The organism is Priestia sp. 40 (assembly GCF_049368575.1).
Taxonomy (GTDB): Bacteria; Bacillota; Bacilli; order Bacillales; family Bacillaceae_H; genus Priestia; species Priestia zanthoxyli.
Window position 1 is genome coordinate 58,843 of sequence record NZ_JBMPZA010000004.1, and the last position, 22,814, is coordinate 81,656.

Sequence of the window (22,814 nt, forward strand, 5' to 3'; positions counted from 1 at the left end):
TGTATGGTCCATTTTAAATTTGACATTGTTCACTATCACCCTCAATTCGCTGAGCAAACGGTAAAAATGTGGAGAGATAGTAAAGAAAAAGCGATTGGACAAAAGGAAATGCACAGTTTTGACCGTCATGTTTATTTTTTAAATCATATATTATCAGCACACCATAAAATTGAATTAGCTTTAATAGATGAACAAATAGTAGGGATGGTCGCCTATAACGCTGATGAAATTAACCAGCTGTACGTTCATGTAGATTATCAAGGAGGAGGAATCGGACAACGTTTACTTGAAAGAGCCAAAGCAGAATCAAATGGAAAATTAACATTACGTACTTTTGAACGAAATAAAAGTGCACAGCGGTTTTATGAGAAACACGGCTTCAGTATTATAAAGAGAGGATGTAAAAATGAAGAGAAATTACCCGATATTACATATGAATGGACAAATAAATGAAAAATACGTAATTCTGATGAAGGAGAGTTTATTGTGAATAAGTTGGCACATGAAACATAACAACGCTGCCTGTATGTTCGTGGCCCGCCTTTTACTAGTTTAGGATAAATGATTAATGCTGACTGACTATTAAAAGGAGGATTTTAACATGATAACGGACAAACATTTTTTAAATGCTGTAAACAATACAAGTGTTGATTTTACTGGGTGGGATTTTTCTGCTATCACTCAGACTGGTCGTATGGATAGTGATATGCTTTCGTGGTCATATGGAAGTGAAGCTTTTCGCCTTATTCAAAACTCTAATGCTGCTTTAGATATGGGAACAGGAGGAGGAGAGTTTTTATCTTTGTTACAACCTTTTCCTCGCGTTATGTATGCTACCGAAGGATACAAACCTAACGTTCCAATCGCTAAAAAACGGTTAGAGCCACTTGGTATCACCGTTGTTGAACGAACTGAAAACGCGAATCTACCGTTTAAAGATGGTACATTTGATTTGATTTTGAACCAGCACGAATCTTTTTGTGCTTCAGAAGTAAGAAGGATTTTGTCAAAGGAAGGCACGTTTTTCACTCAGCAAGTGGGAGGGTTGGACTGTTCACGAATCAATGAATGTATAGGAGTTCCAATAAATAGAGAGTTTTCTAACTGGAATTTAAAGAAAGCAATAGAAGAGCTTAAACAAAGTGCTTTTAACATCGTCTTTTACAAAGAAGAGTTTCCTGTGCAGAGATTTTATGATATTGGGGCGCTAGTTTTTTATCTAAAAGCGATTCCTTGGCAAGTTCCTAATTTTGATATAGAAACACATATCGGCGGATTGTATAATATCCATCAAATTATACAGTCTCAAGGTTTTTTTGACGTAAAACAGCATCGTTTTATTATTAAAGCTGAGGCAAAAAAATAGAGCAATCACACACAGGAGGCAGATCTCTAACTGGAGATCCGCTTTTTGTGCATCAATGATGATTGTACATAAAAATCATGATATAGACAGAATTAGTTATGTAATGGAACGTTTATGATCTTTAATATGATTTTTTGATGTATGAGATGTTGGTAATATGCAATTTACTGCTTTTTGAGTAATAGGCATAAAGAAATTAAGCAGCACACCGCCTAAACACACAGTCAATAACGTTCCAACACCAATCGGCCCGTTTAAAAGCATGGCAGCTAGTAAGAATGTGAGGTAAATAAATGTTCTTGAAAGAAATAAATTTGTTTTAGTTAGTTTTTGTATGATTAAAGTTAAGCGGTCAATTGGAATGGGTGCAAAATTTGTATGTAAATAGGCTGAGGTGCCTACACCTATAATGATTAAGCCAATTCCAAAACAACATAATTTGCTGTACCAACTTTCGAACGTAACCCAGTTCTGTAATAAAAAAAGCCATATATCGATACCAAGACCTGTTATGAATGCCGTTAACAGTCCCAGTATTTCTGGCTTTTGTTTGCTTAAAAGAGAATTACCACAAATTAAAATACAGGCAAGCATAATCTCCCAGCTTCCAACGCTAAGACCTACGTTTAGTGACAGTCCAACTAACAGCGCATCAAAAGGTGAAGCTCCTAGGTCAGATTGTATCGTTAAAGCAATTCCAAGAGTTAATAGTAAAATTCCTCCTGCATAAATACTATACTTCACTGTCATCATCCTCTTTGTTATTTTTGTTGCAAATGCAACTATTTTAAAGTACATTAAATTTATAATATTTTTATTGTATTTGCAACAAAAATATGTACAAAGGAGACATTTATGAGTGAAATTCTGCGTGAAATTGGGATGATAGCAAGAGCATTGGATTCGATTAGTAATATAGAATTTAAAGAGTATGATCTGACTAAGGGGCAGTATTTGTATTTAGTGCGAATATGTGAAAACCCCGGAATCATTCAGGAAAAATTAGCTGAAATGATAAAAGTAGATCGCACAACAGCGGCTCGGGCTATAAAAAAGCTTGAAATGAATGGTTTTATTGAGAAGAAAGACGATCTCCACAATAAAAAAAATAAAAACCTTTTTCCCACTGAAAAAGGGAAGAACGTATATCCGTTTATAAAAAGAGAAAATGATTATTCTGATAAAGTGGCATTAGAAGGTTTTACCCAGGAAGAAGCAGATACCATTCTTAAGCTGGTTCAAAGAGTAAGAAAAAATATCGAAACAGACTGGGAGTTTGTGAAAAAAGGAAACAAGAGAAATTATTGAGGATATAAAGGAGAGGCGTATGTCAGTGATGACCCAGATAAAAAAGTGTACTCTTGAAGATGTAAATCACCTTCAAGATATTAGTTACAAAACATTTAATGAGACATTTAAAGATCAAAATTCACCTAAAAACATGAAAGCTTATTTAGAAAAAGCATTTACAGTCGAACAGTTAGAAAAAGAATTATCAAATACGTCCTCGCAATTCTTTTTTATATATGTTAATCATGAAATTGCAGGTTATTTAAAGGTTAATACGGATGATGCTCAGTCTGAAGAGATGGGGAAAGAATCGCTTGAAATTGAAAGAATTTATATAGATAACAGCTTTCAAAGACAAGGGCTTGGTAAACATTTATTTAATAAAGCAGTAGAGATAGCAACGACATTTAATAAAAAGAAAATTTGGTTAGGCGTATGGGAAAAGAACAAAAATGCGATCGATTTTTATAGGAAACAAGGATTTGTTCAAACTGGATCTCACTCTTTTTATATGGGAGACGAAAAACAAACAGATCTCATCATGGTTAAAACACTTTTATAGTTTTAAAAAATAAGGATTATTCACTAATTTAACTGGTAGAGGATAATCCTTATTGCATACAGAGATTTTATGATTTTTTTTAAAGCAGATGCTTTTAGGGTAAGCAGTAAGCAAACTAATATGGCTGCTGTGCCAGCACATAGGAGAATGAAATTAATGTCACATGCTTACCAAAATGTTGGCTTCTTTCATTCTGGGAATTACATTTTTACTCTAATTCTATTTGAAACAACACAAACTAATTAGATATATATCGAATTAGAAGGCTTAAAAAATGAACGTTTTTACGTCCACTTTAATAAATAACGGGCCACATCTCTTTCGGATTTAACTCATATTCTCCATTTTTCCTATACATAAAATGCTGCATAATTAACTCTCTGCGAATCGTTGCATAATCTTCATGATATTTTTTAATATGTTCATTTAATTCTTTTTCTTGATACGTTTTTCCGTGCTGTAAATCACGTATTAAATAGGCTAATATCACGTTCTTTTTCTTTCTTTGACTTGGAATGATTTTTAAAGTACCGTCACTATTTATAAAGTTTTTAACAATAAATAATTTGTCTTTATCCTGTAAATGGTTGTCTTGATTTTCCATTGAATCCTCTCCAATACTTAAAATAGCCTTCGAGTTATATTCAAGTCTTTCAAGGTCTAGATAAAAATAAATAATGTTCCCTTGTCTTCTTTGATAAACAATTCCTACATCTCTTAGCTTTGAAATATGATGAGTGATAGTTGAAGGCTGCAACCCCAGTTTGTAAGCAATTGCTTGCCCGTGAAGAGGTCCTTTTTTTAATAGTGAAATAATTCTAATTCTCGTAGGATCACCAACGGCTTTATGGTAATTCACCAACTTATCTAATTGCATAGCTGAATACCTTCTCTCATTAATTCGATATAAATCTAATTCGATATTAATCGAATTAGATTTATATGTCAAAAAAGTGAAAATATTTAAAGTAATCATTTGTCACACTGCATATAAAAAATCGGCTCCATCTAATCTTCAAAGTATAAAAAAGGCCTGCTTCTCCATGTAATTTAACCATTATTTTTACCTGTTCTTTTTATTAGCAAGAAAAAGTTACCATGTTTTCATCAAATAATACCGGGGAACATATTCAAAGAGATAAATGAATTATTAAAGATACATGTATGTAAATAATAAATGAAAAAGGAATGAGTAAATCATGACAGGAAATTCAAAAGTTTTAATGGTTGTTACAAATGGACATACAATGGAAAACGGAGAGCTTGCTGGTATTTGGCTTACGGAATTTTCTGAAGCATATTTAGAATTTAAAAAAGAAGGATACGAAGTAGTCGTAGCAAGTCCAAAAGGCGGAACATCGCCTGTGGATCCTAACAGCTTAACAGATGATGTAACGGACGAAGACAAAGAAGCAGGAAAACTTTTAGAGGATACAAAATCATTAGCTGATATAAGTTCACAAGAATTTGCAGGTATGTTTGTACCTGGAGGGCACGGAACAATGTTTGACTTTCCAGACGATACGCACTTACATCGTTTGCTAACAGAGTTTGCTGAAGATGATAAACTGATTGCAGCGGTATGCCACGGACCGGCAGCTCTTGTAGGCGGAAAGCTTAAAAACGGTGAGCCGATTGTAAAAGGAAAACGTATTACAGCGTTTACTGATTCAGAAGAGAAAGATACAACGTTAGATAAATACATGCCGTTTCTTCTTGAAACAAAGCTTCGTGAGCTAGGCGCCGAGTTTATTGCAAAAGATAATTGGAGCGATCATATTGAAGTAGATGGAAAGCTTTTAACAGGACAAAATCCACAGTCTACAATCAGCCTCGCAAAAGAATTTGTGCGTGCTTTAAACGTGTAAAAGTATGTATATAACCTTAATGGGGATGTCTCATGAGTGTTTGAGGCATCCCTATTTCTTTAGGGTGAAATAAAATGAGAATTAAGGAAAACAAAAAGGGCGGCTATCTAAATAGCTGCCCTTTTATTTATTAGAAGATTTATTTCTGAAAATGTATGTAGTAATTCCTGTCACAATGATAACAGCCACAATACAAATGATCAGACGAACAATCTGTGTCACAAAGATATTATCTGCAATACTCATATGTTTCGTTAGAATTAACGTTCCATAAGCAGCTAAAACAGATAAAAACATATTGACGATTCGTTGAGCCATGTTGTTTTTACTCCTTTCGCTTCACTACTTTACACTTTAACATATGTGCTCACTGTAAAAAATATCGAATTACAAGTATGTCAGAAAATCAGCACTCTCGTAAAAGATTCCACATGTAAGGAAGTAGCTGATATTATATTAGTTATGGCGACTAAACGCAGTTCAGAGAAGGAAATGAGCTTTCTTTAGTCGAATTTAACATGCTCATATTATTTTTTTAGATAGGTGGGAAAAGCTTGTTTGATAAATTGAAAAAGCTATTTATGGATAAACAGGATCAGGAAACAAATGACAAATACATTTTAGTCCCTGAGAGTGAAATAAATGAGAATTTAAAAAGAGAGATAGTGAAGTTGGAAGAAGTAGGAGAGGCATACAGCAAAAGTCTTCAGCACAAATATAGAAATAAATTTGAACATGATGGTAAGCAGAACTTAAAAATATGGGTGAGCCGAGATATTGATGGCGACCAACTGCCAAATCTAAGTTCGGAGCAGTGTCTAGAAAAAGAATATCGTTCCCAAGTGGCAATAAACTTTGAAGGGTTTACAGATGAAGAAGATGCATACGTTCATTACATTCAGTTGTGGTATTACTTTAGTGGGTATTTTAAAGGGACAGGCACTTTGTATGATTTGTCAAAAAATCATTTAGAAGCTGATATTGAAGAGAAGATAGAAGAAATACTGAAACAGCTATAACCTTTTAGCATAGAGATTATGTGTTAGTACACAGGGGGAAATAAGATGAGGGGACGGCCAGCGCTGGAAATAGAGAGTGAAAAAGTTTATAAAACGAAAAAAAATCCTAACGGAACATTTATAGCGCGAATTATTCAAGTGCCTAAGGAAGAAAATACGTTAGATTTTATGCTGGAAATCAAACACTTAAGGAAAAAGGAACTTACTTATAGAAATCTATTAGTAACAACTGAAAACTGGTACGATTCTTTTCGCCTTGCTAGAGGAGATCTGAAATGGGTATCTTTGCATACAGTAGCGGTGTGGGACCGGTTAGGACATAAATTAGTTGAGGTAGCGGCTCCGACCGGTAAGGAAAATTATCGTATTTCCGATGAACACTGTTCAGCTTACCGAGAAAAGTAATAATGACGATATAGTAAGGAGAAAACGAATGAAAAAGCATTGCTGCGATTATATGGATTACCATGCAAACTTTACGTGTGATATTCACAGTGATCCGTTTGAGTGTCCAGATAATCTTATCTTATTCGATAAAACAAATAAGGAATACGGTTTAATTATCCATGATGGTGGTTCATCCATCATTGGAATTTCATTTTGTCCATGGTGTGGTAAGAAGCTTTAACTTAAGTATGAAGGGGCTATCCTCTTCATTTCTGGAATGGGGGATGGGGCTTGATTTTTCGTTATCTAGCTATGTTATCAGGATTAGGAATAGCTCTATTAAACCTTTTTGATCCTATACATCAAGGGATTACGCGTTGGTTGATGGTCATCTGCGGTTTATTCATCTTTAGTAGCCATTTAAAATTCATCTTAATAAGAAATCGAAAACAACGGATAATCAAAAGAAGACCTACTGATAAGATTTTCTTTTGATTTAGTCCTGTTGATAAACGGTGTTATGTAAACGAAAAAATTATTGAATATGTAGAGAAATAAAAGAGAGAATTATATGTTATAATAATCATAAATATCCAAATAAAGGAATTGTTTTTGTGATCAATCGTAAGCTTAATTCTCTATTTATAGTCTATCCTATCGTTTTCTTTGTAGTGCGTACTGTTTTTTCTTTTGTGAAAAATAGCGCTGCGGAATCTGTCTATGAGACGTTAGCTATACTTGCCATGTATTACTTTGCAGTTAGTGTTTTCTATTCGATTGACTTGTATATGCAAAAGAAAAATAGTTAATAGATTAGAAAATGCTCAGAGTCATAGTAAAAACAAACGATATAAAGGAGTCTAACAGTGCGCATTAAGAATTATTTTTTGATTATTTTTCCATTCGTTTTACTATTATTAGCAAGCTGTGATCCATCTTCCACGCCTAAAGAAAAATACTATTCAAGCACCAAAAGCACAAACCTTCAATTAGAAAACGTTAAGTCAGTATCAATAGGAAGTTCTAAATATGACGTAGCAATTGGTTTGAAGAAGAAACCAAAATTTATAGAGGTTACGGAGAAACCTCCGTATACTACCTACATTTACGGAGAAAGTACAGAAAAGTATGATGTTGAATTTAAAATTGTAGATAATAAAGTCAGTAGGTATGACTTTATTAGCAGCAAGTATGGTACGGAAAAGGGCATACATACTGGTGACAGCAAAAAAGATGTCATTAGGGCATATGGAGAAAATTATTACGAAAGAGAAGATACCGGAGCAACAATAATAGGGTATTTTGATAAAACTCATAAACTCAACATTGAGTTTTCTTTAGATGATAATAGTAAAGTTGGAGGAATTTTGTTTCAAAAAATAAATAATTAAGATGAGTAATAATCATTTATTTGCAAAATGAAATATATTGACTAGTAAATTTCAAATAATAGTAATAGAGGAGAATATACTGATGCTTGGGGAACCATTTACACTACTAAGGCCTATTTATTACCTGATCGCAGTTTTTTCAGTATGCAATTTTATGTATGTAATTTTCTTGAGAAATAAAGTCAAAGCAAGTAGTTATGTAATCGTCAATTCCTTCTTCTTTTTAATAATTGCAGCAGTCTTATTGTTTCAAGAAGGCATCATTGTAGATGAATTTAATCGTTCAGGAGATTCTGTAACCTTCTATTTAACTATATTGTTAGGGGTTTTATTTATAACTACTCTCATTTTTCAAAGAAAGAAGATGAGAGATAAAAATTGAAAAAAATACATATAATCATTTTCGCTGCAGCTTTTCATATGTGCTCATTTATGCAAATTGAGTATGTTTGAGCTATAAATCTAAAACAAATAAACAGAAAGGGTTTTTCTATTGAGTACGTTTACTAAAGTAGTACCGTCAACTTTTATACTTCTCTATATAGTATTTTTCTTTTTAGATATTTCTTATCATTATGGTGTTCCTTATTCATATAGCTTTTTTCTTTTTTTATTTTTGTCGTTAATATCCCTAGTTTTATGTTTAGTAATATGGTTTAAGGACAGGGAACGTCTTTTTCTATTTTTGGCTGTAGTTTCAATCCTCCAACTTACGTTTACTGTTTTTATTTATCTTTTGCCAGAAGCAGGAACTAAACCATTAATTTATGAAAAAGTAATCACAAAAGAAGATGTTTTACATAAATAAGCTTACACAAAAAAACTTCAAGAATGTGTATCTAGTATAAGGCTATTAAAGAGATCCCCTTAAATAAAGAGGATCTCTTTGATGTAGGTGTTTGTAATAGTAAGTATATTAACTAGAGCTGTATACTTTTTCATTAAAAAGCGTTGTTTCATACTTATTAAAAAAAGAAATGTGTACAGTTAGTTGAAGAAAAGAGATCTGTCATTATAGGATTCTTTTCTTGCTTTTAAAAAACCATTAATTTATATTTTAACCATAATATGTTATAATATTTTAAAAATGGTGGTGTAACAATGAACGAAGATAAAGAAACACCTGAAAGAAGAAGAGAGAGACTAAAACAAGAAGAGATAAACAGAAATCCAGCTGGAAATATGAATGATGCATTTAACAGAAATGAAGCTGGAAATCTATCTGGTTTAGCAGGCAGCTTAGGATGGAAGGGTCTAGGTGTACTTATTGCTGTAATGATTATAGGTTTTATCTTGACATCACTATTTTTAAAATAATATCAGGTTTATAAATTAAAAATACTGGAGGCGTTATTTTGAAAAACTATGCAGTGTTTATTGGTAGTTTTATAGTGTTGCTATTTGCTTTTCAAATTGTTTCTGGTCTATTTCTTACACTTACATATGTACCTGAGACTTCACAGCATTTGAGTAGCTCAACGGTCAGTATTTTTTCTTTTAATTATCCATTTTTAAGTTCTATTATAGCGGCGACTTTTTCATTTATTATTTCAAAAAAAGTATGTAAAGTTAAAAAGAGCACCTATAAATGATTAGGTGCTTTTTTGTGCTGAGAACATTCATTCTGGTTTTTAACAACTGCAGGCTTTCCTTTTTATGGTATTATATATAGATACCTATTCAATACTGCCGAAAGAGGGAGATACTTAATGTTGCAATCACTAATTTTTGACATGGATGGAACGCTGTTTCAAACAGATAAGATTTTAGAATTATCACTTGATGATACCTTTAACCATTTGCGTGCACTCAACCAGTGGGATACTAGTACTCCTATTGATAAGTATCGTGAAATCATGGGTGTACCTTTACCCAAAGTATGGGAAGCTTTATTACCTACTCATTCAGATGAAATAAGAAAGTATACGGATGACTATTTTTTGAAAAGCTTAGTGGAGAATATAAGAAAAGGGAAAGGCGCTTTATACCCCAATGTAAAAGAGGTTTTTAGCTATTTAAAAGAAAATAATTGTTCCATTTACATAGCAAGTAACGGTTTAAAGGAATATTTAGAAGCGATTGTAGACCATTACGATTTGAATAATTGGGTGACAGAGACATTTAGTATTCAACAAATCCAAACTCTCGATAAAGGAGAGTTAGTCAAAACGATTATAAAGAAATACGATGTAAAGCACGCAGCAGTAGTGGGAGACCGCCTATCTGATATCAATGCTGCAAAGGATAATGGTTTAATGGCAGTGGGGTGTAATTTTGATTTTGCTCAAGAAGCTGAACTTGCGCAGGCTGATGTGGTAATAGATGATTTGAAAGAGTTAAAAACTATTGTATCTAACATAAATAGTAGCTTGTCAATGTAATAGACTGATCCTCGTACATAACCATTATAGATGGTTAATGTCTCAATTATAGACCTAAATCTACTGAAGTTGAAACATAAATAATGAGCGGTTCCCCTGCAATTTAAAATGTTTACATAATCTTTTCTTGTCATTAATAAATGGTTTACAATACTGAGCTATGCTTAGGTTAAGATTTCCAAAATAGTTTTATATTAAAAATAATTCTATGAGAAAGGAGATTTTTGATTATGACTTCGCATATGATTCGTAAACCTGATAGCGCTCACTTATATATTAGAGGATATAAGATAAAATTGACACTCAGCCAGTGGAAGCTTGTAAGCACTCAGAGATAATGGTTAACCCAACTATAAAAGAGGAAAACCTCCATCTTAATTTAGATGGGGTTTTTTGCATTTCTTTTATTAACCTTTTAATTGATTAACTATTTAGACTTTATAATAAAAAAGACTAATAAAAGTTAAAAAATGTAATAAAAAAGAGGAATATTATTTAAGTGAAATTAAAATAAAGCACAACTAAATATGCATTTTTTAAATATTTTACCACTTTTTATTGACCATAAAAATTTAAAAGAATTAAAATAAATATAAAGTAAGTAGTTACTTACATTTTAAAATTAGTTTGTAGGAGGATGAATATTTTTGATGTATAGTTTAAGTTTTCAAAAGGTCGACGAGGCAAATGAACGAGTTGGAGCAAAAGCTTTAAACCTTATAAAAATGAAAAGAAAAAATTTACCGATTCCAGATGGATTTGTTATTCAAACGGAAGCTTTAAAGCGATATATTGAATGGAACGGGATTGATCGTCAAACGGATAATATACACGAGAGAATTTTACACGGGGAAATTCCTATTGAAATTGAATCGGATCTCGTAGAGGCATTTCGAAACCTAAAGTGCTCTTATACATCGGTAGCTGTTCGTTCATCATCTAGTGCTGAAGATTTAGAAGGTGCATCTTTTGCTGGCCAGTATGAAACCTATCTTAATGTGAAAAGTACCGAGGATTTTTTGAGTAAAGTGAAAGCGTGCTGGGCCTCATTTTTTACTGAAAGAGTCGAACAATATACTCAAAATATGTATGCTGATTTTGATGAAGTTTCAATGGCAGTTGTTGTTCAAGGGTTAATTCAGTCCGAAGTATCGGGAGTGATATTCAGTCAAAATCCTGTCACTCATAATACAAAAGAAATGATGATTAATGCCAGCTATGGATTAGGAGAAGCCATTGTATCGGGCTTAGTAACACCTGATGTTTACCTAGTTAATAAACAAACTTTTAAAATAGAGAAAGAAAAAGGGCTAAAGGAAGTAAAGATAATTCCACTTGCTGAAGGCGTTGAAGAAATCGAAACAACGGAAGATGAGCAACAAAGGTTTTGTTTAACAGACGAGAAAATCATTGAATTGGCCGAAATAACAAAAGAAGTAGAAGCTCTTTACCAACATCCCGTAGACATAGAGTTTGGGGTTCAAGACAATCAAGTATATCTATTACAGGCAAGAGCTATTACCACATTAACAGAGGCCACAGAATTAACTCCTTTCCAAAAAGATATATCTTTAAGTTTCGACGATATGGAAGAGTTTTGGATTTTAAATGACACAAGTTTTTCTCATGCTGTTAGTCCTTTGTACGCTTCATTTATTATTCCGGCATTTTCTGAAGGAACAGCTGCTAGTTTTAAAAAATTAAAGTTTATGTTTAATCGACTTAATTTAAAACTTTATAAAGGTCATATCTATACAAAAATGGAGCCTTTTAAAGGAGATTCTAATAAAAGATTCCAAGAAAATAAAGAATTGATGGAAAGTATTTATCCAATCCTAACAAAACGAATGAATCAAATGATTACGGAACAATTCTTGCCTTACTATAACAAATTAAATAGTTTTACCCATGAAAATCTAACCCTTCAGAGAGGAAAAGAGATTCTTCAAAGTTTAGCTGATTTTTATAAAGTGGCATATGATCTGCACTTTGATATTGTTATGCCTCAAATGTCTTTAAATACTATAGTTGAAGAATACTATAAAAACCTTACAAATAAAAAATCCGGACATGATGTTTATGAGCTATTGACCGGGAAAATGAACAAATCGTTGGAAACTGATCAGGAGCTTTCTAGACTTGCTTTAACAGTGAAAAGAGATAGTGAACTTACTGAAATCTTTCAAGAAGAATGCACAGAAACTTTAGTGAAAAAGTTAGAGGAAAGTGAAGCAGGAAAAAGCTTTATGGCTGAATTAAATACTTTTCTAAAACAGTATGGATATCGAAACGTTGTAAGTCACGATTTTGTAGGAGAAACTTGGCTAGAGAATCCTCTTCACGCATTATCAATTATTCAAGGGTATGTTAATGACAATTACAACTTTGATGAGAATTTTAAACAGACGGTCAAGAAACGTGAACAGAACTATAATGAGTTTCTGGAACAGATAGCGGATAGCAAACACAAAGAAGAGTTTGAAAAATATTATCAGTGGGCATTAGATGCATCCGTTATAAGAGATGACCATCATTTTTATATCGATGCAATGTTGGATGCAAAAGCTCGTTTATTCCTACTTAAGCTAGGTAATTTACTAGTTAATCATCATGTTTTTTTAGTGAAAGAAGATATTTTCTTCTTATATCTTGATGAACTAGAGTCTCTTTTAGAAAATCCAGTAGACATGACCCAATTAATTGAGAAACGTAAAGAAGAACATGTAGAACATGAGCAAACGTCTAATTTACCTAGATACTTCGGAGTCCCTGAAGCAGCTCAGCTGAAAGAAGCTGAGAAATATATGGGAGCTATTGAGGAAGATGACGCGAACAGCGAACATTCTATTAAAGGATTAGCCTCTTCTTCAGGAGTCTATACCGGAAAAGTAAAAGTTATTTCAAACACAAAGGAATTTTACAAGTTAGAAAAAGGGGACGTTTTAGTATGTAAGACCACTACTCCACTTTGGACTACTTTATTTCAAACTGCGGGGGCTGTTATCACCGACGCTGGAGGTATTCTTTCTCATTCAGCAATAATTGCACGTGAATACGAAATTCCTGCAGTAGTTGGTACAAAAATAAGTACGGATAAGCTAAAAGATGGCGATATAGTTATGGTCGATGGTACGAATGGAATTGTGACGCTTTTAAATGAATAAATAATTCTCTTCGCTTCCATTTGACAACAGCTCTTTTTCCTTTATATACTGCCTAATGGAAAGTAAATACTTACATTCAGGAAGCATAAAGGATGATCAATATGAAAAAAGATGAAACAAAAAAGAAGATCACAAAAGCTACAATAGAGCTGCTTAAAGAAAAAGGCTATAAAGGTACTACCACTAGAGAAATTGCAGAACAAGCTGGCGTTAATGAATTGACGGTTTTTCGCCACTTTGGCAATAAAGAAGGCATTATTCAAGCTATTGTCAAAACAACAAGCTTTTCACTTGAGATCTTTGATAAATCAATTGAATGGGAGCTTGAAAAAGATTTGACGAATTTCGGTTACCTGTTACTAAAAGACTTTGATAATAACCGAGACATGATTTCAATTGCTTTAAAAGACCCTTTAATTTTCTCACAAGCGCACGAAGAAATTATAAAAAAAATTAATGATACGAAAGAAATATTAAAAGAATACTTTGAAGAAATGCAAAAGAAAGGATATATCAAAGAATTAGATTGCTGCACACAAGCAGAGATTTTCCTAAGTACGTATTGGGGATATTTTATGTATAAACTAAATTTTGGAGACAAAGCCTTACATGCAGATTATCAAGATATGATAAAAAACAGTATAAACACGTTTATAAAAGGAATTTCTCTCCATTAAAAGGAGGCAATAATGTTTGGGTAAACATAAAGAGCTTATCTTGATTATTTCATTACTAATTGGGACATTTCTTGTACCAATAAATTCGACCATGATTGCCGTTGCTCTATCAACCATATCAGCTCATTTTAATGAACCACTTGCAAATATTTCGTGGGTAGTGACTATTTACTTAATTGTAATGGCTGTTACTCAGCCTATCGCTGGAAAGCTAGGAGATCTATATGGAAACAGAAATATCTATTTATGGGGCGTGGTGTTCTTTCTAATAGCATCTTTAGGCTGTATATTTTCAACTAATCTCATTTCCCTTATTATCTTTCGATCACTGCAGGCAGTAGGAGGAGCTTTACTCACTCCAAATACTATAGCAATCATTAGATATGTTGTACCAAAAGAACGTCTCCCTAAAGTTTTGGGTATATTTGGAATGGGGATGGGTTTGGGTGCTGCAATCGGACCATTATTAGGATCTATACTGCTTGAAAACTTCAACTTGGAAGCTATATTCTGGGTGAACGTTCCTTTTCTTTTCTTAGCTTTGATCAGTGGTATAGTTATGATTCCTAAATTTAATGTTAAAAAGCAAACAAGCACTTTAGATATTCAAGGGTCCATTTATTTAGCAATTAGCATTTCTTTATTGATCTTGTTGACACACGGTATGGAATTTACTAAGGCTTTAATAATGGGAATAATATTTATTCTATCTACAATCTTGTTTATCAAAAGAGAAAATACGGCAGAAAACCCGATTATCGATTTTTCTTTATTCAAAAATTCCACCTTTACAAGCGCTAATTTATCTATCATGCTTAGCAATTTTGTTATGTATGTAATTTTATTAATTATGCCGCTGTTAATGAAGGCACAATTTCACTTATCTACAGCGCAAACTGGTATTGTTTTATCGGTTTTTTCGATTTCAATGTCTTTAAGCGGCTGGATAGGAGGATTATTAAACAATAAGTTTAGTTCTAAAAAAGTGATTGGATTTTCTTTTGCTATGATCATTTTCTCCAATATTCTTTTTCTATCCTTAGAGAACGTTGGATCTATTCTTTTTCTTATAGCGGCTTTAATTATTGGAGGTTTTTCTACGGGAGTAGGTTTAACAAGCATGCAGGTTGCCTCGCTTGATTCCGTAAGTAAAGAGCAATCTGGTACAGCCTCTGGCATATACTCGAACGTTTCGCTATTTCGGGAGTATTATTTCGTCCACGCTTATCGCTCTTGTTACAAGCTATAACTACATCTTTATTATTTTAGGGATATCAGGGGTAGTAGGTTTACTAGTAGCTAGGAGCATTAAATCTGGCAGCCAAGATGTAATAAGCTGCAATAATTCTAGTGCAAAAGCATAGTCGTTTTTTTATAAATTTTATAAAGCTGTTGGTTATATATACGATTTACTAATTAATCTATAAAGATAAGTAATGCTTCTGAAATAGGAGCATTACTTATTTTTTGACTAAATTTCTGTGAATTGCTTTTTTAATGGTAATATTTAACTAAAGGGATATACAGATAAAAAGTTCAATTACGATGGGAGAAGGGTTAATCTTACTTGTCATTACAAGTATATTTATAGTAGCACTAGAGCTAAAAAAGCGGGGGCTAGGTTGAAAGATAAAACCTTTTCATTATGAGAAAGGCGGGGATGAAATGGCAATAGGAATCGCATTAACTGTTTTAGTATTAGGTCTTGTGTTTGCGAGTGGACTAAGCCAAGGAAAGTCAGCTAAAAGAAAATATATAGTGTGGGGAACGACTATTATATTAATAATAACTCCATTCTTTTCATGGATTGTTTCTATTCTGTTTGGTATTAATCAAGGAGATGGTTTTGCTGCCGTGGGATTAATGATGTTATTATTACCGCTTTTCTTTTTAATCGGAGTCGTTACTCTTCTGATAGGTATTTTTAAGAAGGACAATATGAATAAATCTATTTAGAAAGCAAAGAAAGCTCTAAGATTTATTCATAGGGCTCTCTTTACTTCTTATTAGCTCACTTAACGATATGATGATTATAGATATAATGGATCCTATAAAAATAGCAACATTAACTACTCCAATGAAAATAAATCATAGCCTGTCTATCTCGTAGATTTTAAAAGCGAGTTTATACCAACCCAACACATGTATGTGTAATTTACCAAAGAAGTTTGTTGAAAAAGAAGTTTTTTAATTAGTATCTATTAAAGGAGGAAGAGAATGTGAAGAATAAGACCACTATAATAAAAGTTATGGCTTACATAACTAGATTCAATGATCCCTATACAGAGTTACTAGTTTGCGAACATAGAGATTATCCAGAAGCAGGAGTTCAAGTTCCAGCAGGTACTGTAGAACAGGGAGAAACAATTGAAGAAGCTTTATATAGAGAGGTCAAAGAAGAGTCTGGGTTAATGGAGTTTTTATCGGTGAACAAAATAAAAACATACGTCTATCATCATGAAGGTAAAACTCAGTATCATGAACGACATGTTTTTCATTTAGAAGTTCAAAAAGAAACGGCAGAACGGTGGGAATATAAAGTGAATTCTGAAGGGGAAGATGCAGGATTAATCTTTTCCTATTATTGGGTTCCTGTTGGAGCTGTTCCAAAACTAGCAGCAAATCAAGATGATTGCATTAATCAGTTATTCGTATAGCTTTAAATTTACTAATAAGATACTATAGAGACTAAAAATTAATAGGTGATTGTGGTACGTGATTTATGGAACCTAAACAAAAGCACCCACTTATTTATGGGGCCCTTTGTTTTAGGTTTTTTATAGGACTAGTTTGGACTTTATGTAGGTGCCAATAGCCAGTATGCCTATGACACTTATTAATCTATCTTTATTTCTACACTCTCTTTTACTCTTTTCACGTGTAATCTTCAACGTGACTAGTTTCTTTACGTTCACTCTCAGGTTCTGGGTGTATTAACACCTCTGAATCGGGAAATTTGCGAAGAATATCTTGCTCAATTCTGTCGCATAGATCATGCGCTTTGTGAATGTTGTAATATGATGGAACTACTAAATGAAAGTCAATCCATTCGCTTGGACCAGACCGTCTTGTACGAAAGTTATGGTATTCGATAAACTCTTGTTTGTGGGAATTAATAATGTGTAAGATAACCCGTTCTTCATCTTCCGATAGACTGGCATCCAATAAAGGAGGAAATGATTCTTTCATTAATTTATAGGCCTCAACAATGATATAGATGGCTAGCACAATTCCAATAATCGGATCTAAAACATACCACCCAGTGAGATTTACAAGGAATAAACTTATAGCCACACCAAGTGAAGTATAAACGTCTGTCAGCAAGTGAAGAGCATTTGATTTCATCGCCATGGATTTTGTTTCTTTAGCTGTTTTATGAACGATTTTTGAGACAATAAAATTAATTACTGCCCCAAACAGCATAACAAGAATCCCTAAGAAAGGAAGTTTAATTGGTTCGGGGTTCATGAGTTTATGAATACATTCGTAGATAATCCAAATACCTGCTACAAAGATTAATAATGTTTCAATGGTTCCAGAGATATTTTCTACCTTTCCGTGTCCATATCGGTGGATCTTGTCAGCCGGCTTTTTAGATATTCGAACAGAGACAAAGGCAATCAAGGAAGCTGCTAAGTCTAGAGACGAATGAATACCTTCTGATATAACTGCAACTGAACCTGTAAAGACGCCTACAACTATTTTTAAGACAACCAGAAGAGAGTTACTCATAACAGAAAGAAAAGCAATTTTTGAAGAATTCAATAAATTCACCACCTATAAGAGATGAATTAATGATATCAAGCGAATTGCAAGTGGGTCTACAGCAACGTTTTTTACCATTTTTCAATAAATTAGGGAAGTTAAAAATAGTGTCGCTAAGCCAAATTCTTGCCGAATTAATGATAAATGCAATGTTTTATTGAGTTGCAAAATAAAAGTATCCATCTCCTGATATACTTATTTAAAAACCCTACTAAAAGGAGAATAGGAAACATGCTTAATCAACTAAAGCTGTGGGCTAAAAAGCTAAAAAAGCAGCTATTTATCTTATACTTAGCTTATAAAGATGAACGAGTATCTTGGCATACCAAAGTATTTACTGCTTGTGTGGTTGCATATGCCTTCAGTCCAATCGATTTAATTCCTGATTTTATACCGGTTTTAGGCTATATTGACGATATAATCATAGTTCCTTTAGGAATTATGATTGCTTTGAAGATGTTACCTAAAAGTGTAATAGAGGACTGCACAATAAAAGCAGAAGAGCTCATTCAAAACGAGAGGCCTAAAAACTGGATTGCGGGTTCAATTATTATCATAGTATGGCTACTTATTTTTATGTGGAGCTGTTTTACTGTTTTTAAGTTTTTAAACTGAATGCAATCTTACAAAGAAAAATATATATGAGGTTTACTATTGAGCGTTATGATACAAAATGGTACCTGTAGAATATTTTGCATTAATCCTTGCAGTTAGCGGGGTCATCATCTCTTTGATACTAGGTATACAAAGTTTGTATCAATGGATAGTCGATCAAAGAAATCGAAAAAAATGGTTGAAACAGACTGTATTATCTTCAATAAAGGAGTAAGAGCAGATCCTTATTTCCTCCATATTTATCTTAAAACAGAAACAAAGATCGTACCTTAGCCCACAATTGATAACCATAGGTATCAATTATGGGCTAATTTACCTCTATGCCTTTTGAAGAAATGTTCAGGTTAATGGTTTTTTTATATAAATTATATTGATTTACAATTAGAAATAAAGGTTGAAATCAAGCTAATAATCCATTTGTTTAGTACGTTTTTTTACTATCCATTTCTTATAGATGTAGTGTAAGAGGAAGTCTCTGTACTGATTTATAATATAGTAACTAACAATATAGAATATACTTCCAAACAAAAAGCTATTAAGAACCATTCCCGTTAAAAAATTCTTTCCTACTTTCGCTCCTAGTTCTAGTCGATTATCCAAATTTTTATCTGCACTTTGAAGTAAAGTTTGATCAAGGTCGATTGGAAATATATATCCTCCAACTACTGTATTCAAGTAAAACATCAACGGAAAGGCCCACATAAAAAACATTCCACCAATGAGCCCTGCTATACTGTTTCCTTTACATAATTTGGCTAAACCTACGGATAGTATAAGACCAAATTCAAAGGTAGGAACAAAGTTCACAACAGAACCTAGACTAAAACCTAGCGCAACTTTATGTGAATGATCTTTTAATCGTAATAGTTTAATAAGTAAGTATTTAAACCGGCGCTTCAAAAACATTAATTTGCTCACATTATTCCTCCTATCTTTTTACGCCGGCATCCTATCTTTCTTTTTGATGTTCACCATTATAGAAAGGTGTTTTATTATATTCAAGATTTGGCGTCATATAAGTAAAAAGATAAATGAGGTAAAGAACAACGGATTTAACCATTATAAGTATATTTATACTTTAAATGCCTTAAATAACGCATCTACTAGCACCACTGGTTCTTCAACTGTTAATAGTTCAACGCAGGCGACAGCTAGTGATATTGTTGCTTATTCTAAAAAATTCATAGGGGTGCCATATGTTTGGGGAGGAACCTCTCCTAACGGTTTTGATTGCAGTGGTTTCATTTATTACGTATTTAAAAATGGAGGTGGAGTAACTGTACCGCGAACAGTAGCTACCTTGTATCAGTCAGGAAAAAGTACATCTACTCCGAATATTGGAGATATCGTATTCTTCGATACTACTGGAGGTCCTTCACATGCTGGAATTTATATTGGAAACGGGCAGTTTATTCATGCTGGAAGTTCAACTGGTGTAACTATTGCATCGTTAAGCAATTCTTACTGGGCACCTCGTTATTTAGGAAGTAAGTCTATTTTCTAATAAACTAAAAAGTACTAGTTAGCAAGAACGAAAAGGCTTAGAACAAGAGGTAAGAATTAAAATTTTTTGAAGGTTACCTTTTTATTTTTATGAATATTGAGCTTTATGATACGATATGAAGTGAACTTTTTAAATGAGGGTCTATATGCAAAAAATTAAGGGTAAAAGGATAAAAATTAGTATATTTCTGCTAGGATTAGGGATTATTTTTTTTCTGTTTGCCGGGAAAGAGCTTGTGGTAAACGAAAAGCCTGTAAAATCTGACGTGATTATTGTGTTAAGTGGTGATAATGATCGACTGGAGAAAGGAATTGAATTATATAAAAAAGGATATGCGGCTCATTTGATCCTTTCGAATGGTCAAGAGAATAATTTTTATCATCAAGCCAAAGACTCTGGAATACCAGAGGATTCAATTATATTAGAAAATCACGCTACAAGTACTACGGAAAATGCTAAATTTACAAAAAAGCTAATGATGAACTATCACTTTCAATCCGCTATCGTTGTTTCTTCAAACTATCATATGAAAAGGGTAGAAAAAAACTTTAATAAAGAATTTAAGGATACCCAAATACAATTAACCTATTGTTCTAGTGGAAGTCGCTATTATAATCCACAGAGATGGTGGGAAACTGCTTTAAATAGAAAAGTTACATACACAGAATACGTCAAGCTTATTGGCAATTATTTTGGTTTTAGCGGAAAGAAATCTAAAGAATTATTGAGAGAATTTATCTAACAAAATCGTATAAAAAGTCCATAGGGGATGCCTCTATGGACTTTTTACTATTTAAAATTACGAGTAGTTTAACGTAATCTTGTAAGCTCATATGAAACGGAATGATAATGGATTACTTGTTTAACATAAAGGAAAGCACGGTGCCCCATATAAAGATTACTAAATAGAATAATCTTTGCAGCAGACCGGTAGGCATAGGAACAAAAAATACAAGCAAAATGAGTATAAGGATGACTAGTAAGGACACTAAGCACCCATAAGTCCAATACTTGCCGCTTGTTAAAGATGATGCATATATCCAAAGACCAGCTAAAACAGTAACCATACCAAGCTGAGCGAATATTGAATGCCAAAATAAATTTATATCAGCCGGTATAAAGCCTGAAACAATATTGCCTAACGCTAATATAAGGATAAACGCTGTTGCTAGTTGGGTTATTGTTGTTTTCTTTAGGTTCTGTGAAATATAAAAAACACCAATTGAAAGTGTTAATCCGTTTACAATAAACAATACGTTCATCCAAAAATGGTGAGGAGAGCAAATTTCATGAGGTGCAATTGAATAGGTGTAGTTTCCACAAGAAGTTACGCCAAGATCACTCATTGCGTGATGTAAAAAACTGTAGGGAGCAGTTGAAGTCAAAATAAAGAAAGGTTCAACTAAAAAATACAAGCAAGTAGCAAACCAGCTTAAAATGCCAACCTTTTTTGATATATACAGAATCATCACCTCTTAAAAAGTGTTATATACGAATTGTATATCCAAATAATGCTAAATAAAACGGTCTTGAAGTCTATTTTTAAGTAGGGCTTGAGGTTGATGTGAGGAAGGAGGACTAATTCTTTAAACTTGAAGGTGCTTAGGAAAAGACCTCTTTACTAATGTTTTGTAGCGGTAAAGGGGTCCAAAAGCTGCTTAATTAGAAATGAATAACTGCTGATTGTGCACCCATACGTAAAGTTAATGTATTCCAAACGGGGTGAGATTCAAGACATTTTCTCTAGAATTTTATAATCTGATGTTTTTTTAATATCTACATCATATTCATGTGCAAACCTTTCTAATTCCTTAAAAACATTTGGTGGATTAAATAATGCTATTCGCATATTCCACCCGTTTTCTACTTTTACTACTGCTAATTTTGTTTTCCAACTTAACCGTTTAAATACAATTCTTTTAATGTCCATTGGTTTAACTGTTTTTGCATATACTTTAAACCATAATATATATGTTCTATAGGTTAAAGTATCTTTGTCTATTTGAAATTCATATCTGAGGAACAGGGAAAGAAACGAACAAAGGATAGCCAAAAGAAGTAAAAAGGCAAGTGCTTTATATTGAATTGCTTGAATGAATAATAAAGCATACAAAAGTAATAAAGCAAACATGATAGTTTTTTGAGCGGTAGCTTTAAATAACATAGAATCTCCTTTCTTTAGTAAATAAGCCAACTTGTTTTTTCTATGATATTATTTAAGTGTTAATTTAGATTAGATTTATATTGGGAGGTCTTTTACATGTATAATACCATTTCAGATTTTATCAAAGAATGGAACAGCGAAGCCATGCTAACTCAAAAAGTTTTGGATAGCTTAACAGATGATTCGTTGAAGCAACAGGTTTACCCTGAAGGACGTACGTTAGGAAGAATTGCTTGGCATTTTACAACAAATATTCCAGATTATCTAACTGAATTTGGACTGAGCATAGATAGAATAGAAAGTACAGCAAGCGTTCCATCTTCAGCACAGGAAATCGCTATAACCTTTAAAAATGTAAGTTCTCACGCTGCTAAAATCATTGAACAGCAATGGACAGATGAATCTTTAGAACATACGCAAGAAGCGTTTGGAAGGCAGCAATCAAATGCCACAATCTTAATGGGACTAATCAAGCATATTGTTCATCACCGAGGTCAGATTACCATTCTTATGCGTCAAGCAGGCCTAAAGCCCCCTGGAGTTTATGGACCTCCAAAAGAAGATTGGGTTCATTTAGGTGTGGAAAACTCACCGCTTTAATAATATCAGGTAAATAAAAAAAGAGGCTGTCCGTAGAAAATACTATAAAATTATTTTCCGG

The 22,814-nt window shown here is 33.0% G+C and carries 27 protein-coding genes and 1 pseudogene; 21 read left to right on the plus strand and 7 right to left on the minus strand.

Annotated features, from left to right (window positions below):
* The first annotated feature begins 3 nt into the window (after positions 1-3).
* Together ACO1DI_RS00585 and ACO1DI_RS00590 are read left to right on the plus strand one after the other, a co-directional pair.
* A complete protein-coding gene (locus ACO1DI_RS00585; protein WP_014460760.1) occupies positions 4-453 on the plus strand; it encodes a GNAT family N-acetyltransferase in 450 nt (149 codons plus the stop codon).
* A gap of 148 nt (positions 454-601) precedes the next feature.
* Positions 602-1,366 carry a class I SAM-dependent methyltransferase gene (locus tag ACO1DI_RS00590; protein ID WP_243549048.1) on the plus strand — a complete coding sequence of 255 codons (765 nt, stop codon included), beginning with the start codon at positions 602-604 and terminating at the stop codon, positions 1,364-1,366.
* A gap of 96 nt (positions 1,367-1,462) precedes the next feature.
* Here ACO1DI_RS00590 and ACO1DI_RS00595 read toward each other — a convergent pair whose 3' ends face one another.
* Complete coding sequence (locus ACO1DI_RS00595; RefSeq protein WP_423144963.1) at positions 1,463-2,119, minus strand: YczE/YyaS/YitT family protein; 657 nt, start codon at positions 2,117-2,119, stop codon at positions 1,463-1,465.
* Between the two features lie 102 nt (positions 2,120-2,221).
* Here ACO1DI_RS00595 and ACO1DI_RS00600 point away from each other — a divergent pair, with 102 nt between their 5' ends.
* Together ACO1DI_RS00600 and ACO1DI_RS00605 are read left to right on the plus strand one after the other, a co-directional pair.
* Complete coding sequence (locus ACO1DI_RS00600) at positions 2,222-2,674, plus strand: MarR family winged helix-turn-helix transcriptional regulator (protein WP_013056339.1); 453 nt, start codon at positions 2,222-2,224, stop codon at positions 2,672-2,674.
* 19 nt (positions 2,675-2,693) lie between these two features.
* Positions 2,694-3,218 (plus strand): GNAT family N-acetyltransferase, encoded by a 525-nt coding sequence (locus ACO1DI_RS00605; RefSeq protein WP_243549050.1) that lies wholly within the window; start codon positions 2,694-2,696, stop codon positions 3,216-3,218.
* A 295-nt stretch (positions 3,219-3,513) separates the two neighbouring features.
* Here the strand turns inward: ACO1DI_RS00605 and ACO1DI_RS00610 are convergent, their stop codons facing one another.
* A complete protein-coding gene (locus ACO1DI_RS00610) occupies positions 3,514-4,095 on the minus strand; it encodes a metalloregulator ArsR/SmtB family transcription factor (protein ID WP_423144949.1) in 582 nt (193 codons plus the stop codon).
* A gap of 322 nt (positions 4,096-4,417) precedes the next feature.
* On the opposite strand from ACO1DI_RS00610, the gene ACO1DI_RS00615 reads away from it, so the two are divergent.
* Positions 4,418-5,086, plus strand: a complete 669-nt coding sequence (locus tag ACO1DI_RS00615; protein WP_423144950.1) for a type 1 glutamine amidotransferase domain-containing protein — start codon at positions 4,418-4,420, stop codon at positions 5,084-5,086.
* Positions 5,087-5,209: 123 nt separating this feature from the next.
* Here the strand turns inward: ACO1DI_RS00615 and ACO1DI_RS00620 are convergent, their stop codons facing one another.
* Positions 5,210-5,404 (minus strand): hypothetical protein, encoded by a 195-nt coding sequence (locus ACO1DI_RS00620; RefSeq protein WP_013056341.1) that lies wholly within the window; start codon positions 5,402-5,404, stop codon positions 5,210-5,212.
* A gap of 236 nt (positions 5,405-5,640) precedes the next feature.
* Between ACO1DI_RS00620 and ACO1DI_RS00625 the strand changes: the two genes are divergently transcribed.
* The 12 genes and pseudogenes from ACO1DI_RS00625 (at position 5,641) to ACO1DI_RS00680 (ending at position 16,762) form a co-directional block, all read left to right on the plus strand.
* Positions 5,641-6,105 (plus strand): hypothetical protein, encoded by a 465-nt coding sequence (locus ACO1DI_RS00625; RefSeq protein ID WP_423144951.1) that lies wholly within the window; start codon positions 5,641-5,643, stop codon positions 6,103-6,105.
* A 45-nt stretch (positions 6,106-6,150) separates the two neighbouring features.
* Positions 6,151-6,510 carry a hypothetical protein gene (locus ACO1DI_RS00630; protein ID WP_423144952.1) on the plus strand — a complete coding sequence of 120 codons (360 nt, stop codon included), beginning with the start codon at positions 6,151-6,153 and terminating at the stop codon, positions 6,508-6,510.
* Positions 6,511-6,538: 28 nt separating this feature from the next.
* Entirely contained in the window at positions 6,539-6,733 is a 195-nt protein-coding gene (locus ACO1DI_RS00635) for a DUF6980 family protein (protein WP_042992207.1), read from the plus strand.
* A 625-nt stretch (positions 6,734-7,358) separates the two neighbouring features.
* The gene (locus ACO1DI_RS00640; protein WP_217028269.1) at positions 7,359-7,883 is read left to right on the plus strand and encodes a hypothetical protein; all 525 of its coding nucleotides are present in this window, start codon (positions 7,359-7,361) and stop codon (positions 7,881-7,883) included.
* Between the two features lie 82 nt (positions 7,884-7,965).
* A complete protein-coding gene (locus ACO1DI_RS00645) occupies positions 7,966-8,265 on the plus strand; it encodes a hypothetical protein (RefSeq protein ID WP_209368736.1) in 300 nt (99 codons plus the stop codon).
* A gap of 719 nt (positions 8,266-8,984) precedes the next feature.
* On the plus strand, positions 8,985-9,200 hold the full coding sequence (locus tag ACO1DI_RS00650; protein WP_423144953.1) for a DUF6366 family protein: 216 nt from the start codon (positions 8,985-8,987) through the stop codon (positions 9,198-9,200).
* Positions 9,201-9,592: 392 nt separating this feature from the next.
* Positions 9,593-10,264 carry an HAD family hydrolase gene (locus ACO1DI_RS00655; RefSeq protein WP_423144954.1) on the plus strand — a complete coding sequence of 224 codons (672 nt, stop codon included), beginning with the start codon at positions 9,593-9,595 and terminating at the stop codon, positions 10,262-10,264.
* A gap of 650 nt (positions 10,265-10,914) precedes the next feature.
* On the plus strand, positions 10,915-13,428 hold the full coding sequence (locus ACO1DI_RS00660) for a PEP/pyruvate-binding domain-containing protein (RefSeq protein ID WP_423144964.1): 2,514 nt from the start codon (positions 10,915-10,917) through the stop codon (positions 13,426-13,428).
* A gap of 101 nt (positions 13,429-13,529) precedes the next feature.
* Positions 13,530-14,105 carry a TetR/AcrR family transcriptional regulator gene (locus ACO1DI_RS00665; protein ID WP_226555725.1) on the plus strand — a complete coding sequence of 192 codons (576 nt, stop codon included), beginning with the start codon at positions 13,530-13,532 and terminating at the stop codon, positions 14,103-14,105.
* Between the two features lie 16 nt (positions 14,106-14,121).
* Positions 14,122-15,469 (plus strand): annotated as a pseudogene (locus ACO1DI_RS00670) (MFS transporter).
* Between the two features lie 301 nt (positions 15,470-15,770).
* Positions 15,771-16,061 (plus strand): hypothetical protein, encoded by a 291-nt coding sequence (locus tag ACO1DI_RS00675; RefSeq protein ID WP_209368744.1) that lies wholly within the window; start codon positions 15,771-15,773, stop codon positions 16,059-16,061.
* 263 nt (positions 16,062-16,324) lie between these two features.
* Positions 16,325-16,762, plus strand: coding sequence for an NUDIX hydrolase (locus tag ACO1DI_RS00680; protein WP_014460741.1), 438 nt, complete (start codon positions 16,325-16,327; stop codon positions 16,760-16,762).
* A gap of 217 nt (positions 16,763-16,979) precedes the next feature.
* Here ACO1DI_RS00680 and ACO1DI_RS00685 read toward each other — a convergent pair whose 3' ends face one another.
* Positions 16,980-17,870, minus strand: coding sequence for a cation diffusion facilitator family transporter (locus ACO1DI_RS00685; RefSeq protein ID WP_014460740.1), 891 nt, complete (start codon positions 17,868-17,870; stop codon positions 16,980-16,982).
* A gap of 231 nt (positions 17,871-18,101) precedes the next feature.
* Here ACO1DI_RS00685 and ACO1DI_RS00690 point away from each other — a divergent pair, with 231 nt between their 5' ends.
* Positions 18,102-18,485: a YkvA family protein gene (locus ACO1DI_RS00690; protein WP_423144955.1), complete on the plus strand. Its 384-nt coding sequence runs from the start codon at positions 18,102-18,104 to the stop codon at positions 18,483-18,485.
* Between the two features lie 405 nt (positions 18,486-18,890).
* Here the strand turns inward: ACO1DI_RS00690 and ACO1DI_RS00695 are convergent, their stop codons facing one another.
* A complete protein-coding gene (locus ACO1DI_RS00695) occupies positions 18,891-19,403 on the minus strand; it encodes a DUF2062 domain-containing protein (RefSeq protein WP_423144956.1) in 513 nt (170 codons plus the stop codon).
* 46 nt (positions 19,404-19,449) lie between these two features.
* Here ACO1DI_RS00695 and ACO1DI_RS00700 point away from each other — a divergent pair, with 46 nt between their 5' ends.
* Positions 19,450-19,989: a C40 family peptidase gene (locus ACO1DI_RS00700; protein ID WP_423144957.1), complete on the plus strand. Its 540-nt coding sequence runs from the start codon at positions 19,450-19,452 to the stop codon at positions 19,987-19,989.
* Between the two features lie 145 nt (positions 19,990-20,134).
* Complete coding sequence (locus ACO1DI_RS00705; protein WP_049163891.1) at positions 20,135-20,731, plus strand: YdcF family protein; 597 nt, start codon at positions 20,135-20,137, stop codon at positions 20,729-20,731.
* Between the two features lie 112 nt (positions 20,732-20,843).
* Here ACO1DI_RS00705 and ACO1DI_RS00710 read toward each other — a convergent pair whose 3' ends face one another.
* Positions 20,844-21,458 (minus strand): DUF998 domain-containing protein, encoded by a 615-nt coding sequence (locus ACO1DI_RS00710; protein ID WP_042992205.1) that lies wholly within the window; start codon positions 21,456-21,458, stop codon positions 20,844-20,846.
* Positions 21,459-21,718: 260 nt separating this feature from the next.
* Positions 21,719-22,153, minus strand: a complete 435-nt coding sequence (locus ACO1DI_RS00715) for a diguanylate cyclase (protein ID WP_115653503.1) — start codon at positions 22,151-22,153, stop codon at positions 21,719-21,721.
* 96 nt (positions 22,154-22,249) lie between these two features.
* Here ACO1DI_RS00715 and ACO1DI_RS00720 point away from each other — a divergent pair, with 96 nt between their 5' ends.
* Entirely contained in the window at positions 22,250-22,753 is a 504-nt protein-coding gene (locus tag ACO1DI_RS00720; protein WP_140450588.1) for a DinB family protein, read from the plus strand.
* The last annotated feature ends 61 nt before the right edge of the window (positions 22,754-22,814 follow it).

Coding starts and splice junctions, on each gene's coding strand:
- ACO1DI_RS00585 (WP_014460760.1), top strand. CDS start 4: ATGGTCCATTTTAAATTTGACATTGTTCACTATCACCCTCAATTCGCT.
- ACO1DI_RS00590 (WP_243549048.1), top strand. CDS start 602: ATGATAACGGACAAACATTTTTTAAATGCTGTAAACAATACAAGTGTT.
- ACO1DI_RS00595 (WP_423144963.1), bottom strand. CDS start 2,119: ATGATGACAGTGAAGTATAGTATTTATGCAGGAGGAATTTTACTATTA.
- ACO1DI_RS00600 (WP_013056339.1), top strand. CDS start 2,222: ATGAGTGAAATTCTGCGTGAAATTGGGATGATAGCAAGAGCATTGGAT.
- ACO1DI_RS00605 (WP_243549050.1), top strand. CDS start 2,694: ATGTCAGTGATGACCCAGATAAAAAAGTGTACTCTTGAAGATGTAAAT.
- ACO1DI_RS00610 (WP_423144949.1), bottom strand. CDS start 4,095: ATGCAATTAGATAAGTTGGTGAATTACCATAAAGCCGTTGGTGATCCT.
- ACO1DI_RS00615 (WP_423144950.1), top strand. CDS start 4,418: ATGACAGGAAATTCAAAAGTTTTAATGGTTGTTACAAATGGACATACA.
- ACO1DI_RS00620 (WP_013056341.1), bottom strand. CDS start 5,404: ATGGCTCAACGAATCGTCAATATGTTTTTATCTGTTTTAGCTGCTTAT.
- ACO1DI_RS00630 (WP_423144952.1), top strand. CDS start 6,151: ATGAGGGGACGGCCAGCGCTGGAAATAGAGAGTGAAAAAGTTTATAAA.
- ACO1DI_RS00635 (WP_042992207.1), top strand. CDS start 6,539: ATGAAAAAGCATTGCTGCGATTATATGGATTACCATGCAAACTTTACG.
- ACO1DI_RS00645 (WP_209368736.1), top strand. CDS start 7,966: ATGCTTGGGGAACCATTTACACTACTAAGGCCTATTTATTACCTGATC.
- ACO1DI_RS00650 (WP_423144953.1), top strand. CDS start 8,985: ATGAACGAAGATAAAGAAACACCTGAAAGAAGAAGAGAGAGACTAAAA.
- ACO1DI_RS00655 (WP_423144954.1), top strand. CDS start 9,593: ATGTTGCAATCACTAATTTTTGACATGGATGGAACGCTGTTTCAAACA.
- ACO1DI_RS00660 (WP_423144964.1), top strand. CDS start 10,915: ATGTATAGTTTAAGTTTTCAAAAGGTCGACGAGGCAAATGAACGAGTT.
- ACO1DI_RS00665 (WP_226555725.1), top strand. CDS start 13,530: ATGAAAAAAGATGAAACAAAAAAGAAGATCACAAAAGCTACAATAGAG.
- ACO1DI_RS00675 (WP_209368744.1), top strand. CDS start 15,771: ATGGCAATAGGAATCGCATTAACTGTTTTAGTATTAGGTCTTGTGTTT.
- ACO1DI_RS00690 (WP_423144955.1), top strand. CDS start 18,102: ATGCTTAATCAACTAAAGCTGTGGGCTAAAAAGCTAAAAAAGCAGCTA.
- ACO1DI_RS00700 (WP_423144957.1), top strand. CDS start 19,450: ATGTTCACCATTATAGAAAGGTGTTTTATTATATTCAAGATTTGGCGT.
- ACO1DI_RS00705 (WP_049163891.1), top strand. CDS start 20,135: ATGCAAAAAATTAAGGGTAAAAGGATAAAAATTAGTATATTTCTGCTA.
- ACO1DI_RS00710 (WP_042992205.1), bottom strand. CDS start 21,458: ATGATTCTGTATATATCAAAAAAGGTTGGCATTTTAAGCTGGTTTGCT.
- ACO1DI_RS00715 (WP_115653503.1), bottom strand. CDS start 22,153: ATGTTATTTAAAGCTACCGCTCAAAAAACTATCATGTTTGCTTTATTA.
- ACO1DI_RS00720 (WP_140450588.1), top strand. CDS start 22,250: ATGTATAATACCATTTCAGATTTTATCAAAGAATGGAACAGCGAAGCC.